The organism is Colwellia sp. E2M01 (assembly GCF_018860585.1).
Classification (GTDB): domain Bacteria; phylum Pseudomonadota; class Gammaproteobacteria; order Enterobacterales; family Alteromonadaceae; genus Colwellia.
In genome coordinates this window covers 190-17,672 of sequence record NZ_JAHKPR010000034.1, presented here as the reverse complement: position 1 = coordinate 17,672, position 17,483 = coordinate 190, and the positions used below count along the sequence as shown (strand labels likewise).

The window sequence follows — 17,483 nt, the reverse complement described above, 5'->3', positions numbered from 1 at the left end:
ATGGCCTTTGATTTTATTCGCGCCGACGTTAACGAGCAAAAAACTAAGTCTCGTTATCGTCAACTGGTTTGTGCTCAAATAGAAAGTAGCGTTGTAAATACCGTAATTAATGACAATATGATTGTGATTAATGATAAGTCTTATCTTAATTTTTCATCTAATGACTATTTAGGTTTAAATAATCACCCATTAATCAATCAAGCTCTGCAAGAAGGCGCCGATAAGTTTGGCACTTGTGCAAGCAGCTCAAGTCTAGTTACCGGTTATCATTATGCACATCAATCTCTTGAAGATGAAATATGCCAATGGTTGAATAAACCTAAATGTTTACTCTTTTCTAGCGGCTTTAGTGCTAATTTAGCTATTTTTAATGCTTTAGGCAAAACAGCGGGTAGTCATTTTTTTCTTGATAAACTCAGTCACGCGTCTATGATTGATGGTGCTTACCAAAGTAATGCAACCGTTAAGCGTTTTAACCATAATAATATTGATCATTTATCAAACCTGTTGCAGCGTCGTGAACAATCACCAAACAAGCTTATTGCTTCTGAAGGTGTTTTTAGCATGGACGGTTGCCAAGCCAATGTTAACGAATTAGCTCAATTAGCAAAAGCTAAGCAGGCATGGCTTTATTTAGATGATGCACACAGCATTGGTATAGTTGGCAGTGAAGGACAGGGCAGTAATAGTCTTGCTAATGTTGATATTACTATGGCAACCTTTGGTAAAGCATTAGCGACGAGTGGCGCTTTTATAACCTGCGATGAAAACTTACATGATTATTTAGTTAATTTTTCACGTCACTATATTTATTCAACAGCGATTTCGCCAGCGATTGCATGGGCAACTAAAGCCAGTATTTCATTAGCTCAAAAAGAGCAATGGCGACGAGAAAAAATTAGTGAATTAAGTGAATTATTTACCCGTTTACTCGCCGATAATATTGAATTAATCACTACACAATCTTCAATTCACGCCATTATAATTGGTGATGAAAAAAAAGCATTAGCGGTAAGTGATTTACTGAAAAAACAAGGCATATGGTTAACAGCAATACGTCCACCAACGGTTGCAGTTAATAGTTCTAGGTTACGCGTTACGATATGCGCAAACCACAACACTAAAGATATCATATACCTAGCGGGATGTATTAATAAGGCAATAGCTTAATGGCAAATATAGAACAAGAAAAAAACAACAGAGTAAATATTGCTAAAAGCTTTGGATCTGCCAGTAAATCTTATGATGTTTCGGCAAGGCTACAACGTTTTTCCGGTAAACACTTAATGTCTTGGTTGCCAAACCGTCATGATCTTACCGTGTTAGATTTAGGCTCAGGCACTGGTTTTTTTACCGACTTATTGGCGAGTACTTATAAACAAGTAATTGGCTTAGATATCTCGTTTGAGATGCTTAAATTTTCTGAAGAAAATAGAAAAGAAAGCATTTTATGGCTACAAGGTGACGCACATAAAATTCCACTTCAAAATAACAGCGTTGACTTTATATATTCCAATTTAGTTATCCAGTGGTTTGAGCCTCTTGATGAAGCCATAACTGAAATGTTGCGTGTGTTAAAGCCGGGTGGTCTAATTATTTTTACCACACTTGTTGACGGAACATTACACGAGCTAAAATCTTCATGGGCGAAAGTTGATGAAGACCAACACGTGATTGATTTTAAAACGGTAAAAGAAATAAATACTTTATTTCACAATGAAAAATCTATGTTGATAGAGCAAAAGTGTCAAGATATTATTTTGGAATACCAAAATGTGATTCATTTAGCCCGTGAATTAAAAGGCTTAGGGGCAAACCATTTAGCAGAAAAGAAAAACCGCGGGCTTTCTGGTAAAGATAAGTGGTTTAAAATGACCGAACACTATCAAGACTTTTTAGAGCCAGATGGTATTTACCCTGCTACCTATCGATTATTTTCAGGATTAGTGGTTAAGTTAAATCATTAACCTTTGATATAAAGGTTATTTTTTATTTTTAACGTTAACTCCTGATTAATTACCAAACGAGTTATCTGCTATATAAATGTATAACCATAGTGTATAGCCATTCTATTTTTTAGCTCAAAACTTTAAGATTTCAAATGAAAGAATTATTTATTACTGCAACCGATACCGATGCGGGAAAAACCTTTGTTAGTTGTGCAATTATCTATGCATTATCAAAACAACAAAATTTAACAACAAAACGATCAATAAAAATAGCAGCGTTTAAACCTATTTCGGCTGGTTGCGAGTTAATTAACGGACAGTTAATTAATGAAGATGCAAAACTGCTCAGTGATTTTGCTAATTGCGGGCAAAGTATTCAAAACATTAATCCAATCGCTTTTGAAGAAGCTATTGCGCCACATATTGCCGCCAAAAAACATAATCAGAAAATTACTATTAGTGAGATCAGCCAGCATTATGAGTCAGTCAAAACAGAAGCTAAAAAAAGTAATGCTGACTTTGTGTTAACCGAGGGGGCGGGCGGTTGGCGTTTACCATTGGGACGTGTCGATAGTGAAGAAAGCAAATATCAATTTTTGTCGGACTTTGCTATTACAGAAAACCTACAAGTAATTTTAATCGTTAATATGAAATTAGGTTGTTTAAACCATGCGTTATTAACTTATGAAACAATTAAAGCTGACGGGTTAACTTGTATTGGTTGGGTTGCGAATTGTGCCAGTGAAGAGCCAATGAGTAATTTAACTGAAAATATTTTGGAGCTTGAACAACTATTGCCTGTGCCGAAAATTGCCCAGTTTGATTTTATCGCGGATATTGATGAACAGAACAATAAAGTAAGTTTCGAGCAAAAAATTCAACGTACCGAAAATCAAATTGATTTAGCGCCGTTATTTTCTTAACTTTATTCTGTATACGCAATTTATTATTTAACCCTCCATTTATGCTAAGTCCAATACTAAAAAGTGAAGAAATTATCCGAGTAATTTTTCTGCAGATAACTCTTCCTTTTATTAACATTCCTATGCACTTGGTTCTAAAACGTCATCTTCGAGGTTTCTTGTCGGAAACCCATTTATTAAAATATCATTGAGATTATATCAACACTTCAAAGATGACGTTTCAAAAATTACCTATTTGCATTTATTAAGAGTATTACTTAATTAAAATTGATAACTAGCTGTAACTTTGAAATTACGACCAACTTCGTTATCGTTATAATCAGCATCACCGAAATACATGCCAAAACTTTCATGGTTTTGATATGCCTTATCAAATAAATTCTCAACAGCTACTTGTACAGATAAACCGTCAAATTGTGATACTTGATAATCAAGCCAGATATTAGTTATCCCATAACCGCTCTTTTTAATATCAGCTGTTTCAAGGTTTCCATCTTCAATAAATGTTTCATCTAAATTAACACCACTTGCAAATTCGCTGTCAAAGCCAATAACAACAAAATCAGAAGCTTGATAAGTAGCGCCTATTTTTACAGTATTGGTACCTGAATATAAATTGTCAGTAGTGTAATTCGGGTAAGCGTTTTCACCTTTGTCATAGCTATAAGCTATATAAGTACTATACGCTTGATGATTTAATCTAAAGCCAGCTTCAGTACCTGTCATCGATAAGTCATAGTTACTTGTAAGGGCATTATTTTTAGTAGGGTGGTAATAATTATCAATAATAAAGTGATAAACATTTAGGTAAAAATTAGCGCTATCAACATTTAACGTACTTGATAAATCTTGAATAAGGTTAAATTCGTAATGATTACCTGTTTCAGCTTTAGCATCGCTTGAATCTATTACTCCGCCAGAGAGCGTTAATGTTTCCGGTAAACCAGGCCCTTTAAAAATACGGCCATAATCGAAGCCAAGCATCAGACTGTCATTAGCTTGCCAGTCAACCGTTAATTTAGGCGAAAATTGATTAAATGAATTATCGTAAGATCCGCCTAATTTATAATCATCATAACGAACACCCGGTGTGATTGTTACATCGCCAAATAATAATTCGGCTTGTATATATGCACCAATTAAAGATGCTTCAGGAGTGGTATTAAGAGATAGGTCATTTGACATAGTAGTGCCGTCGTCTAAGCTGATAATCTCTAAATTACGAGCACTAACAGCCTGTTCAGATTTAAAACTTTCAATACCACCGGTCCAAGCAATATCATTTATTATAAAGGTATTGCGAATTTCTAAGCCTATTGTTTTGTATGAGTAATCACGATCTGGTGTTGCTATTGTCCCTAATGCTACATCACTACCACCCGGTTGATATGGAGCTTCGCTCCCACCTCTAACCATTTTTTGTTCATTAAAATAAGCATTTACCGATAAGTCTAATAGAGGATTATCGCTACTGTTATGATAATTAAGGGTGTATGTATCACGTACATAACCATTAAAGCCTAACGCTTCATCGATTGTTGTAGCCCCTGGTTTTTCTCCTGAAAGTGTTCTGTAACCACTGTCATCGTAGCGTTGTGCTGAAAAATCAAGTTGTTCAACATCACTAAAGTCATATACAAGTTTAAGTAAACCACTTTCTAATTCACTATGTTTATTAACAATAGGATCTTGATCAGGTGTTTCAATATCACCTGATTCACTCCAATTTAAAGCGGCTAGGGCACTAAAGTTATCGGTTAATCTTCCGTAAGTGCTTAAACTAAATGTTCTATATTCAGTTGCTGTATCCATACCAGCAGTGGCTTTAAAACCAAATTTTTGTTCAGGACCTAAAATATCTAACGGATCCATTGTTTCATATTTAATTGCACCGACGTTAGCGCCGTAGCCACTAAGTACAGATGAAGCACCTAGCTCAACAGAAACAGCTTTTAACATAGATGCATCAACCATCGTATTTCCAGAATGGTGGAACATTTGACCGTCTTGGCGAGCACCATCTATGGTTACATTAGCTGAATGTTCTTCAACACTACGTAAGTATACTTTTTGGCTATAAGGAGTACTATTACTGACATTGATACCAACAGATTCTTTAAATATCCCTTTAATATCAGTCGTTTGAGTTTCTTCTAATCTTTCTTTAGAAACTTCGATATCATCGCCTTTTTGGCTAGTAACTTTGCTAGTTTCTAATACTTGTATATCATTAGCATACGCTTGATTACTTAGGGCAGCTGCTATTATTAATGATAAATAACCTATTTTCATGTTGAACAAACCTTATGTGTTTAAATAATTTTGCGCAGTCTAAATGATAATTGTTATCGTTTGCAGTTTTTTTACAATCTTTACAAATAGAAGGCGAGATTATTAGAAAGCATTAAGTGATTTTTCTTGCATTTATCTTTGTATTTAAAGGATAATAATAACAATTTCTATTTGCATGGGGTGTTTTTTATGCCGTCAATACTCATTTGTGCAGCTGACTTGCTAACTCGTAACTTATTACAAGAAATATTAACAGAGCCATATCAACTTTATATCGCTACCACTATTGAAGAAGTGAACCCTATATTAAGTGAAGTGAATATTGATTTATTATTACTTGATATAATCACACCTAATTTTAATAGCTTGCAAATAATTAAAGAAGTGAGTCAACAGTTTACTTTATCTATATTAATGTTATTAACTAATAATAATGAACACTCAAGAATAAAAGCTTTTGATGCAGGTGTAGATCAATGCTTAGCAAAGCCTTTCAATAATATGGAATTATTAATGAGAGTGAAATCTTTACTTAGACGTACTTTATTGACAAGGTCTACCTATAAAACTCAAATATCCACAGAGCGGTTTAGGCAAGCAATTGAGGAAGTCCCTTTTACAAATACAGAAAATGGTTTGATGAACCATTTAATTAAGAACAAAAATAAAACTGTTTCAAAAGAAGAGTTGCAAAGAGCAGTATTACGAACAGAGTATTCAATACTAGATCGTAACTTAGATATGCATATCAGTAATATGCGTCGTAAATTAAAGAGTTCTGGTTTTTCAAAAGATGTAATATTAACGATAAGAAATAAAGGTTATCTGTTTGAAGAAAAGAGAGATAATTTAAGCAAAGTTAACTTTTCTTGATTTCAGTTTTAAGCCTTAACTCTTTAAAAATGCATGTTTATTATTCTCGAGTCAGCAGTGTTTTGTTAACCTTTTTCACTCATATTAGGCTCTGCTGATATTTCAGGTTAAAACTTATTCAGTTTTAAACGGATTTAATTGCGACAGAGGAAGGTTTAACAAAGCAAAATGTCTATTGGAGAACTTGGAAATATTTCACTGGCTATCGATACTGAAGGTAATATTTTGGCTTACATTCAACGAAGTAATTAGATAAGCACGTAGCTTCTAAAGACAACCATTAAAATGTGAACAGTGATATACAATACAAAAAATCCGCTCAAGGTTAATTGAGCGGATTTTTTTGTCTTCGACACTTACTTGTAATCATTAACTCTTGAAGTGAACTTAATTTTAATTTTTAGGTAAATATCTATCAATTATTTTACTTCGCTAGCTCTGCAAAGCAGGCACTGGCAATAAAACCTGAACGGGTTTTATAATCCGTCGACTTACTTACCTTCTCATCAATTTGGCTGATCAATAATTCAGGCAAAGTCACATTTATTTTATGACTTTTACCCAAGTAGGGCGTTATATCTATACTCACTATTGCCCAAAAAGCTTGGGCAAAGGTATATGGGTTTTCCTGCATATAATTTTTTCTATGTAATTCTAAGCTAGTTGCGTTTGGCACTTTCTCTCCATATTCAGCCAAAATCGCTAAATGAGATTTTATCGATTTGGTAATTTCTTCAATACCTAAATCAATCGATTTAGCACTAATTCCACAGCCTGGTAAGTCAGGAATAGACACCTGATAATCGTCTTTTTTTTCATCAAATATAAACATCACAGCATAGTTCATTTTTAGCTCCTAACAGCACTAAAACAGGGTAAAAACCATGATAACCCTAATGACCCTGAATGTAAATACATTAGTAACCCTGACAACCCCTTTGTTAATTGTATCTATAACCCTGATAACTCCTTGTTGTTTTTGTTTGGGGTTCTAATAACTCTAATGTTTTTAGGTAGGTGACTGTTTACTATTTTTTAGAGCTACAATTAAATTAGGGTTTATTTTTAAGTAATAAATATTAAGTCAGATAACTATTGAAAAATGACTATAAAATTGAGTAAGTGACAAGATAAAGGGTAAGGATCATAAAAGAGATCTAAGAGTTATCTTTTATGTGGATCGTGGTGGGTTTGATCTCTATAATGAAAATACAATGTAGTTAAAATTATCATCAGTAAGACCTAATATTGGTTTATAAATGTACAGATTATGACGCGTTTTTCTGTCGTTTTATTGAACAATTATTGCATTAAAAATTAGGCCGTATTTGTCTACTTAAAATTTAATTTAGACAAATAATTTTACTATTTATTAGGCTATTCATAGGGACTATTATGAAAGAACTTTTACACGGTAATCCAGAATTATTAATAACAGTCATCGGTATTGGCGGCTGTGGTTGCAACACCGTTAATATGCTGCACGAAAACAATTTATCAGGGCAAGTAAACTTAATCGCTGTAAATACTGATCTAGCAGCACTTAATAGTATCAATGTAGAAAAGAAGATCCTGATTGGCGAGAACCTAACCAATGGTTACGGTGCAGGTGCTGATCCTGATATTGGTTTTCAAGCAGCACAGGAAAGTGAAGAGCTGTTACGCAATGCTATTGTTGATAGTGATATTGTTATTATTACTGCAGGTTTTGGTGGTGGTACGGGTACAGGTGCAAGTCCGTTAGTTGCTAAAATATGTCGAGAGCTAAAGATCAATTGCTTAGCTATTGTTACTCTACCTTTTGAGTCAGAAGGGCAAAAGCGATTAGATTATGCATTACAAGGCATTGACGATATAAAAGAGCCTATCCATGCTTTTATCACCTTATCTAATGATTTGTTATTAAAAGGATTAGGAGAAAGCGTTGGCTTATTCTCAGCCTTTAACCAAAGTAATGAAGTGTTAAAAAACTTATTAATAGCTTTGGTACAAATGTTAAATGAAACAGGCTACGTTAATGTTGATAAGAATGACTTTTCAACCATATTATCGTACGAAGGTGAATCGATATTAGGCGTTGGCAAGGCCAATTCAGAAGAAGAAGCTTTTGATGCTCTTGATCAAGCCCTGAATAATCCATTAGTTTCTATCGCAAACATTGATACTGCTAAAGGGATCATCTTTCAGCTATTTTGTAAGTCTGAGCCGAAACTCTCAACATATAATGGCTTAATTGACCATATCCGCACTAAAATCACTAATCAATCAGTATTAATAGTACCAGGGGTTACCTTAGATCCAAACTTGTCTTCTGAAATAGAAATATTGATTATAGGATCTGGCATTAGCAGCGATACAACAGTAAAACCAACAATAAAAATAGCTGAGCAAACACCGTTGATGTCTACAACTGAGGCTGACACAACAGTGCCTGACATAAAAAAGACTTCTGTTGACTATTCTACCGCTCCAGAATACTTAGATGATGAATTAAGTTTTGTTAATCAAGGAGAGTCATTAACTGACATTCCGGCTATTACCCGAAAGTTAATGGCAATTAACCGCTTGTAACGATTTGCTGCAATGAAATAATACTCATGGTAATTGTTGGTAGTTATTACTGGCACATAGCAACAAATAATGTGATCCTATTATTTGTTGCTACGTATATCTTATATATTGGATATCAAAAAATAACAGTACATACCTTAAAACTCCTACAGCGCTTAGCTGTTTAGCTGAATTCAAATTAATGCTTAATTTGGCTTAATTGGGGTTAGTTTGGAATTAGTTGGATTAATGCCATTTTGAAAATAACTATATGAGAAGTCACCATGAAAAATAAAATTAAAAGTTCGATTAAATTAATATGTAGTCTCGCCAGCGTTATTGGTTTTTCTGCGCTAGCGACCGATCTTAAAGTAGGTGATGATGCACCTAACTTTAATTTACAAGCAACTACCGGTGAGTTTTATCAACTAAGCGATTACCAAGGTAAACAAGCAGTGGTACTTGCTTGGTATCCTATGGCAAATACCCGTGGCTGTACTATCGAATGTAAATCGTTAACCGAGCAAGGCCATTTAATTCGTGAATATGACGTAAGTTATTTTATGGCGAGTGTCGATCCACTAGATGATAATCGTGACTTTGCAGAAAAAACCGGTGCAGACTTTCCTATGTTAAGCGATCCGACGAAAGAAACAGCTAAAGCATACGATGTATTAAATTTTGTTCGAGTTGCCAGTCGTGTGACTTTCTATATTTCTAAAGAAGGTAAGATCATTAAAATTGATGATGATGTTTCACCAAAAACTGCCGCAGAAGATATGGCTAATACGCTAGGGGCTTTAGGTGTAGCTAAAAAAGTTATGTAACCGGTTATTCCTTAAATAGTAAATACTTAATGGCAATGGCTTAATGGCATATATTTAATGGCAAAACCCAATAAAAAAGGTCCGACAAAAACCGTCGATATATTTTGTAAAAGCTGTAACTTTCTGCTTTTCAAATATAGAAAAGGCGGTAAGGGCGCTTTGGTTAAATGTTTTAAAGAGCGGATCAGCCAAGATTTTACTGAAACACCCTGCGTATGTCCGCAATGTGAAAAGCAATTTGCTCGAGATTGTTTAGTTAGAGGTACGCCAGCTTTTAAGATGATAGGCGGAAAGGTATGGCATAATTAATACCAATCTCAATAATTATGTGATTATTTCTACTGACTAAAATCACCAACTACGGCGTTATTTATTTAATAATTAGAATAACTAGTTAGTTAAATAAATGCCTTGTATTTGATGATTTTTACTGTGTATATAATAGACCACCTAATTAATGAAACTGGTATAACCTGAATCATCCTTATTTCAGGTTACTTATTTTTGTATTGCGCTAAGAGCAGCTACTACACTACGCCGCGTTAGTCTTTGTATTAATGTTAACTTGAGGTTGTGAAATATTAGGCAACTTTAATGACAATAAAGATGCGGTGGCTAAAAATCCACACGATATCCATAAACAGGCAGCTAAACCATATTCTTGATAAACCCAGCCAGAAAGCACTGTACCTATTAATCTTCCCATCGCGTTTGCCATATAGTAAAAACCAACATCAAGTGATACACCATCTTTACCGGCGTAACTTACAATAAGGTAACTATGTAGTGATGAGTTTACGGCAAACACCGCACCAAAAATTAATAAGCCAACAATGATTGATATTTGAATATAAAAATCATAATACAAGGTGAGGGCAATCGCAGCAGGAATAACTGTTAAGTAACTTGCCCACATAAATGCCGCTTTACCTGATGGTACTTTACCGTCACTTTTACCCGTTAACATTGGCGCGACAGATTGCACTATGCCATAGCCTATTACCCAGCTTGCCATAAAGGTACCAACCCACCAATGATTCCAACCAAAAGTAACGGCTAAAAATACCGGTAACGCCACCACAAACCAAACATCACGAGCACCGAATAAAAACATACGAGCAGCAGATAACGTATTGATAGCTGGGCTTTTAGAGAATATTTCATTAAATTTAGGCTTGTAACTTGCTTTACCTAAATCTTCTTTTAAGGTGATTAAACTAAATACCCACACTAGCGCTAAAACAACCGCCATTAATATTACCGCACCTTTAAATCCAATTAAGGTAAGTAATAAACCACCGAGGAAAAAGCCAACCCCTTTTAAGGCGTTTTTAGATCCTGTTAAGATAGCAATCCACTTATATAAGCGTGCTTCGCCATCTTCAGCTTCTTGCGGAACTAAAAGCTTAATGGAGCTTTTAGCGCTCATTTTATTTAAGTCTTTGGCTATACCTGACAATGCTTGGGCAATCATTACATAAACAACAGTAAGCATTTCTGCAGGTACGGCAAGCATGGCCAAGGCAATAATTTGCAAACTCAAACCAATATTCATGGTTTTATTCAAACCAAGCCTTGCGCCCAACCAACCACCAACCAAGTTGGTGATCACGCCAAAGATTTCATAAAACAAAAACAACATGGCAATATTTAGTGGGCTGTAACCTAATTGATGAAAATACAACACGACTAACATGCGCAGTGCGCCATCAGTTAGGGTAAATGCCCAATAATTTCCCGTTATCACCAAATATTGCTTCACTTGCGTTGACAAGTTTTGCAATGACAATGATTTAAACGATAAAAGCCCCATAGGGATATTCCTTTAGTAACTCAAAATTGATTAAAAAATTTAATTGGCTAAGTCAGCTAAACCAACCATGCGAGCAAGCTCTGCGGTGCGGTTTGCGTAACCCCATTCGTTGTCATACCACACGTAAATTTTCACTTGGGTATCATTAACAACCATGGTTGAAAGCGCATCAACAATGCTTGAACGCGGATCGCCTTTATAATCAACAGAGACTAATGGACGCTCTTCATAACCTAAAATACCTTTTAACTCACCATCAGCAGCTTCTTTTAGTAATTGATTAACTTCTTCCGCGGTAGTGTTTTTATTTAATTCAAACACACAATCGGTAATAGAGGCATTGGTTAAAGGAACGCGAATAGCGTGACCATTTAATTTACCTTTAAGCTCAGGAAAAATATGGGTAATTGCGGTAGCAGAGCCTGTGGTTGTTGGAATTAAGCTAGTACCACACGAGCGTGCACGGCGTAGATCTTTATGCGGCGCATCAATAATGGTTTGTGTATTGGTAATGTTATGAATCGTGGTAATTGAACCGTGTTTTATACCTAGTTTTTCATGAATAACTTTTACCACAGGGGCAATACAGTTAGTGGTACATGAAGCGGCAGTCACTATTGGATGAATGGCTTTGTCATATAAGTCATCATTTACACCCATAACAACGTTTAATACGCCATCTTCTTTAACCGGAGCGGTCACAACAACACGCTTAACGCCTTGTTTTAAATAAGCTTGTAAAAGCGCTTTGGTTTTAATTTTTCCCGACGCTTCAATAACAACGTCACATTTAGACCAATCTGTGTCTTCTGTCGCTTTATTTTGTGTACACGTAATAGCCTTCCCATTAATCATCATAACGTTGCCATTAGCCGTTGCTTGATGATGCCAACGTCCTTGTACTGAATCAAAGGTCATTAAATGTGCCAGTGTTTCAGCATCTCCAGCGGGATCGTTAATATGAACAATTTCAACATCATCCCAATCGTACGCTGCACGCATAGATAAACGTCCCATACGACCAAAGCCGTTAATTCCTATTTTAATTGTCATCATTTTGCTCCTAAAATTGTCGGTTAAAAGTCATTTGTTATAAATACGAGTTGAAGTAGTTAAGTTGCACTGGATTTTTAAGTGAGTTAGGGCGAATTTTTTGTACTTCGCTGATAACTTTATCGCCAGATAAACCTGTCGCTAACATGATTAGTCCAATAACCAAACCTGTTCTGCCAGAGCCACCTTTGCAATGTACGGCAATAGTACCTTTGTTATTTATTACGTTAAGGATATTGGCTTTATAAGCTCGCCATTGTGTTGCAAACACTTCGTCTGGCGCGGCATCATCTAAAATAGGCAGCTGCACCCATTCAATACCATGTTTGGCACATTCATCAGGTAAGTTAAGCGCTGAGTTTTTCTCCATTTCGTCATCAAACATTAATGTCAGCAACATATCGGTACCTGCTGATTTAAGTGTGGCAATAGAGTCTTCTAAGTTGGCTTCTTTCGTCCCTGGGCAAGGAGTGAAAATAAGTTTCGCGCTATTTTCATTGGCCGAATCGTCTAGGGTTAAAATATCAAAAGGATGAGTTTGCATGGTATAACCTTGTAATTTTGTATGATGAATAAAGCGTGCTTACTATTGCTACACGCGTTGTTTATTAAAAAATATCTAACTTAAAATTAAATACGTTGTTTCCACTACTTAAATAAATGTTTACTTTTATTAATGATATAAACCAATGACAACATCACAGGCACTTCAACTAATACACCCACAACCGTGGCGAGTGCGGCACCTGAATGTAAGCCAAATAATGAGATAGCAACCGCTACTGCTAATTCAAAAAAGTTTGAAGTACCAATTAAACACGCAGGGCCTGCAATCTTGTGCGGTAATTTCATCAATTTTGCGGCGATAAAAACAATTAAGAAAATGCCGTAAGTTTGAATCATTAACGGAATAGCAATTAAGCCAATGGTGAGTGGATCTGAAACAATCGTCTCAGCTTGAAAACCAAACAATAAAACCACCGTTGCTAATAAGCCGATAACAGACCAAGGTTTCATCGCAGCTAAAAACTGTTCAAGTGATTTACCGTTATCAGCTTTACTATTAGCACTGTTTAATTTTTTACGGGTGATAATACCTGCAACTAACGGCAGCAATACATAAAGTACCACTGAGATAAGTAAGGTTTCCCAAGGTACTTGAATATCACTAACACCTAGCAATAATGCAGAAATAGGCGCAAAAGCAAAAATCATGATCACATCATTTACTGAGACTTGTACTAAGGTATAGTTTGCATCACCTTTGGTTAATTGTGACCAAATGAATACCATGGCGGTGCAGGGCGCAACACCTAATAAAATCATACCGGCGATGTATTCTTGTGCAGAAGTAGGGTCGACTAAATCAGCAAATAAGCCATTAAAAAATAACCAACCTAAAGCGGCCATAGTAAAAGGCTTTATCAACCAATTAACGACAACAGTTAACACTAAACCTTTTGGGTTTTTACCAACATCTTTAATGGCGGAAAAATCAATTTGTACCATCATTGGGTAAATCATTACCCAAATAAAAACAGCAACCACAATATTAACGTGTGCTATTTCAAGGTTGGCAATTGTTTGAAAAACATCAGGCTGCCATAAACCTAAAGCAACACCAGCGATAATACTTAATCCTACCCAAACTGATAAGTAACGCTCAAAAACACCCATGTTCATTTCCTTTTTTATATATTTTTTAAGTTAAGTAAGCCCTTAACTTTGCCTTTAATATGCTTTAAAAATTATTGCCAATTACTTACAGAAATCACTTTTCCCAGGCCTATTTTTCATCACACTTAGACGTAATAGCTCTTCACTTATTAAAGGAATATTATTTTCTGTTGTGTACGCTATGATTGATTTAGCCCACAGAGGTAATTTAGGGTTGATTCGATAAAACACCCACTGGCCGTGCTTTCTATCAACAATAACGCGTGCTCTTTTTAGAACAGCAAGGTTACGCGATACTTTTGGTTGGCAGTCTTCGTCTAAAGATTCCATCAATTCACACACACAAAGTTCACCATGATAATGACCAAGCATTAATGTTTTTAAACGAATCTCATCGGTTAAACATTTGAAGAAATCTGTTGGAATAATATCCGTTAATGTATCGTTTTCATCTTCAAATTGACTAAGATCGTTATCTATTTTATGTAATTTACTGTCTACTGCATTTGCATCCGCTGTTACATTGGAATTAGCACTTATTTGTTCATCATTTGCATTAGGTAATGCTTTGTCTTCGACTAATAAAAACATTGATAAACGATTATTTAATTCATTAAGTGTGACTGAAAAAGCATTACTACCAGCGCGATCTTTTGGATCTGGAAAATCCCAAGCGAGTTGCTTTTTAGCATTAGGATAATTTCTACATTCAGTATTCGCTTTATCACAAAGGGTGATCACATAATCAAATTTTGTTTCTTCAAATACAGAGATATCTTTGGAGACCAACTCAGAAGTGTTTAAGCCAAACTTACTTAAGGCGTCAATGGCACGTTCATCGACTTGCTCAGGTAATGTACCCGCACTAAATACTTCAAATTGATTTCCAGCCTTATGTTTTAATAAAGCTTCAGCCATTTGTGATCTTGCAGAGTTACCTGTGCAGAGAAAAAGTATTTTTTGTTTTTTGAGGGATTTTAATTTTTTCATAAGTTTTACCACTTAATAAAATATAAATAATATTATATATATGAAATTTCATATGTAAAGTTTTGTTGTTTGTTATTCATCAAGAAACAAGCGCTAAAGGATTAAGTTTTTTAGCTAGTTATAGGGTATTATAGCGCCCATAAAATTATGGTACTCAGTTGAAGAGGTTGCTGTGAAAGCATTTAGGTTAGTCAGCTTGTTAGAAGGTTTTTCATATTTACTTATTCTTAGCGTGACACTTGGTTTCATTAATAGAGAATATGTATTTGCTATAGGTATGGCACACGGTGCTTTATTTGTTAGCTATATTATTTTGTCATTCTATGTGGCTCATAAACGCAGTTGGTCAATATTTGTATGGTTATTAGTCTTCATCGCATCACTTATTCCGTTTGCTTTTATTGCTGTTGAGTTATTTATTGAAAAAGAGCTAAAAAAAGTCAGCTCTGAACACAACATATAATGAACCACCGAGCTTATCGTTTTATAAATCACAATAGTAAGCTAAACATTACATAACAGTTTGCCTTGGGCTAACATATCAAATTACTTCTCAGACTCATTTACTTGGAATAAAACATGCGCGTAGCCGTTTCACAGTTTGCTATTACTTCAAATATTCACCATAACCTTGCTACTTGTAAGCGTATGATTGACGAAATATCCGTATGTAAGCCCGATTTAATCGTGCTACCTGAATATTGTAATACACAATTTTCCCATGTTTTACCTTCGTATGTAGATCACAATCAAGCCTGGCAAGAGGCTGTGGCAATTGATGGAGAGTTTATTGCAACAATAGCGGCACAAGCTAAAAAGTATCATTGCTACATTATACTGAATGTGAGTTTACAACGAGATAGCTCCCGCAATACTGATGATGGTTTGGTTAAATCTAATATTAGTATTACCTCTTGTTTACTGGCACCCAATGGAAAACTAATACACAGCCAAGATAAACAAAAATTAAGCCCCCATGAAAGTCACTATTTTATAAAGGGTAATGACATAGCAAACGTTATATCAATACCGTTTAATGAATCTGAGCGAGAGGTTAATCTTGCTTTATTATCGGGGGATGACAGTATGGAGCATGCTGTATCGCGTCAATTAGTGTTAGCTGGGGCTAAATTACTTTGTAATTCGATTAATACCTTTGCTATAGACCAAAGCAAGGTACACGACTTTGTTAGAGCTAGTGACAACAATGTATTTTTCGCAACAGCGAACAAAGTAGGTGCTTTGTATCACAGTGATAATGTAAATGACGAGCCACAAAACAAGATTATCCAACAATATTTAATCGGTGCAGGGCAAAGCCAAATTATTTCACCACAAGGTATCGTACTTGCCAAATTAAATCATAACGATGAAGGGTTTACTTTTGCTGATATCGATTTAGCGGCAGAAAAAAAACTCGGGTTAAGCAGCAAGCAGCGTCCTGATAGCACTTTAATCGAACAACAACGCCGGCCAGAACTTTATTTAAATAGTCAAAAACAAAGCGAAGTAACTGCCGTAATAAAGAATAGCGAAAACAAAGTAACAACAGCCGCCACGGCAAATGTTGCGATATTTGCTACTTATAAGCCAGATGAAGAAGCAATTGAAGATGTTTGTCATTATATTGAAAATAACCTCAGTGATATTATTCAATTACCAGAGCTATTTTTTATTGCTGATAAAACAATTACTCATAATGCACAACAACGACAAAAAATAGCGCATTTATGTCAGCAGCTAATAACACAAGTGAGCGCAGTGCTCAGGCCGTTTCAGTATGTGTGTACAAGTATTATTGACAATGATGTACACAAAGCTGTGATCATTGGTAATAAAGGCGTAATCGCATCTCAACAACAACTGCATTTTTGTAAACGTTATCAATGGACTGTCTTAGCTAATAAACTCAATATAATAGCGTTACCTTTAGAGCAAGGTATAGTGAAGCTAGCCATGCTTACCGCTGATGATGTCAATATTGCTGAAATGTTTGAGCTAACAGCTAAAAGTGGAGGGCAGTTGTTATTAGCACCCTTTGATATTCAGGAAGCTATTGAAGTTGAATATAATTTATTAGCTCGAGCAACTGAAAATAGAATTTGTATTGTTGCCGCTAGCCGTGAGAAAAGCTTTGCTAAAGCAACGGTAGATACTTATGTAGATAAAGATAATATTTACCGTAAAAATAAAACGAAAGAGCAAAAATCAACAGGCTTAATTATTAACTTAAGCGTTGATTTTAACCGTAGTGTGTCGACTGATTTAATGGTGAATAATATTGTTAATGCTAATAGCAAAGGTAATACTGCTTTATTACCGCAATGGCGCAGCCGAAAGTTTACAGGTTATCTCAACGAGCCCATTGTTAAAGAACAATTTGGTAAAATAACTAAAGCTGTTGTCCATCCTATAGCGGCTGACCGTTAACTATTAATTATTAAGTAAGCTTGCGTAAAAAGTAACAGCTTTAAAGTAACAGTTTTTTAATAAAGAATTATTTAGAGCGCTAATGACAAAGTGTTAAATGCTTATA

General features: G+C 35.2%; 16 protein-coding genes. 9 read left to right on the top strand and 7 right to left on the bottom strand.

Annotated features, from left to right (window positions below):
- The 3 genes from KO502_RS07585 to bioD all read left to right on the top strand — a co-directional run bounded on the left by KO502_RS07585 (position 1) and on the right by bioD (position 2,872).
- Complete coding sequence (locus KO502_RS07585) at positions 1-1,170, top strand: 8-amino-7-oxononanoate synthase (RefSeq protein ID WP_216021975.1); 1,170 nt, start codon at positions 1-3, stop codon at positions 1,168-1,170.
- A complete protein-coding gene (bioC, locus tag KO502_RS07580) occupies positions 1,170-1,967 on the top strand; it encodes a malonyl-ACP O-methyltransferase BioC (protein ID WP_216021974.1) in 798 nt (265 codons plus the stop codon). Before KO502_RS07585 ends, bioC begins: the two co-directional genes overlap by 1 nt.
- A 134-nt stretch (positions 1,968-2,101) precedes the next feature.
- Positions 2,102-2,872, top strand: a complete 771-nt coding sequence (bioD, locus tag KO502_RS07575; RefSeq protein WP_216021973.1) for a dethiobiotin synthase — start codon at positions 2,102-2,104, stop codon at positions 2,870-2,872.
- Positions 2,873-3,133: 261 nt separating this feature from the next.
- Here bioD and KO502_RS07570 read toward each other — a convergent pair whose 3' ends face one another.
- A complete protein-coding gene (locus KO502_RS07570; protein WP_216021972.1) occupies positions 3,134-5,164 on the bottom strand; it encodes a TonB-dependent receptor in 2,031 nt (676 codons plus the stop codon).
- Between the two features lie 189 nt (positions 5,165-5,353).
- Between KO502_RS07570 and KO502_RS07565 the strand changes: the two genes are divergently transcribed.
- Positions 5,354-6,037: a response regulator transcription factor gene (locus KO502_RS07565; RefSeq protein ID WP_216021971.1), complete on the top strand. Its 684-nt coding sequence runs from the start codon at positions 5,354-5,356 to the stop codon at positions 6,035-6,037.
- Positions 6,038-6,461: 424 nt separating this feature from the next.
- Here KO502_RS07565 and KO502_RS07560 read toward each other — a convergent pair whose 3' ends face one another.
- Positions 6,462-6,884 carry a type II toxin-antitoxin system HicB family antitoxin gene (locus tag KO502_RS07560; protein WP_216021970.1) on the bottom strand — a complete coding sequence of 141 codons (423 nt, stop codon included), beginning with the start codon at positions 6,882-6,884 and terminating at the stop codon, positions 6,462-6,464.
- Positions 6,885-7,432: 548 nt separating this feature from the next.
- On the opposite strand from KO502_RS07560, the gene KO502_RS07555 reads away from it, so the two are divergent.
- From KO502_RS07555 to KO502_RS07545, 3 genes are all read left to right on the top strand, one after another.
- Positions 7,433-8,608, top strand: a complete 1,176-nt coding sequence (locus tag KO502_RS07555; RefSeq protein WP_216021969.1) for a cell division protein FtsZ — start codon at positions 7,433-7,435, stop codon at positions 8,606-8,608.
- A gap of 263 nt (positions 8,609-8,871) precedes the next feature.
- Positions 8,872-9,414, top strand: coding sequence for a redoxin domain-containing protein (locus KO502_RS07550; RefSeq protein ID WP_216021968.1), 543 nt, complete (start codon positions 8,872-8,874; stop codon positions 9,412-9,414).
- Between the two features lie 57 nt (positions 9,415-9,471).
- Complete coding sequence (locus KO502_RS07545) at positions 9,472-9,723, top strand: hypothetical protein (protein WP_216021967.1); 252 nt, start codon at positions 9,472-9,474, stop codon at positions 9,721-9,723.
- A 223-nt stretch (positions 9,724-9,946) separates the two neighbouring features.
- Here the strand turns inward: KO502_RS07545 and arsJ are convergent, their stop codons facing one another.
- The 5 genes from arsJ to KO502_RS07520 all read right to left on the bottom strand — a co-directional run bounded on the left by arsJ (position 9,947) and on the right by KO502_RS07520 (position 14,947).
- Positions 9,947-11,227 (bottom strand): organoarsenical effux MFS transporter ArsJ, encoded by a 1,281-nt coding sequence (arsJ, locus tag KO502_RS07540; protein WP_216021966.1) that lies wholly within the window; start codon positions 11,225-11,227, stop codon positions 9,947-9,949.
- A 39-nt stretch (positions 11,228-11,266) separates the two neighbouring features.
- The gene (locus KO502_RS07535; protein WP_216022027.1) at positions 11,267-12,280 is read right to left on the bottom strand and encodes an ArsJ-associated glyceraldehyde-3-phosphate dehydrogenase; all 1,014 of its coding nucleotides are present in this window, start codon (positions 12,278-12,280) and stop codon (positions 11,267-11,269) included.
- A gap of 37 nt (positions 12,281-12,317) precedes the next feature.
- Positions 12,318-12,824 carry a tyrosine-protein phosphatase gene (locus tag KO502_RS07530; RefSeq protein ID WP_216021965.1) on the bottom strand — a complete coding sequence of 169 codons (507 nt, stop codon included), beginning with the start codon at positions 12,822-12,824 and terminating at the stop codon, positions 12,318-12,320.
- 104 nt (positions 12,825-12,928) lie between these two features.
- Positions 12,929-13,957 (bottom strand): ACR3 family arsenite efflux transporter, encoded by a 1,029-nt coding sequence (gene arsB, locus KO502_RS07525; protein WP_216021964.1) that lies wholly within the window; start codon positions 13,955-13,957, stop codon positions 12,929-12,931.
- 81 nt (positions 13,958-14,038) lie between these two features.
- Positions 14,039-14,947, bottom strand: coding sequence for a metalloregulator ArsR/SmtB family transcription factor (locus tag KO502_RS07520; RefSeq protein WP_216021963.1), 909 nt, complete (start codon positions 14,945-14,947; stop codon positions 14,039-14,041).
- Positions 14,948-15,119: 172 nt separating this feature from the next.
- On the opposite strand from KO502_RS07520, the gene KO502_RS07515 reads away from it, so the two are divergent.
- Positions 15,120-15,410, top strand: coding sequence for a DUF3817 domain-containing protein (locus tag KO502_RS07515; RefSeq protein ID WP_216021962.1), 291 nt, complete (start codon positions 15,120-15,122; stop codon positions 15,408-15,410).
- Positions 15,411-15,526: 116 nt separating this feature from the next.
- Positions 15,527-17,377: a nitrilase-related carbon-nitrogen hydrolase gene (locus KO502_RS07510; protein WP_216021961.1), complete on the top strand. Its 1,851-nt coding sequence runs from the start codon at positions 15,527-15,529 to the stop codon at positions 17,375-17,377.
- Positions 17,378-17,483: the final 106 nt, after the last annotated feature.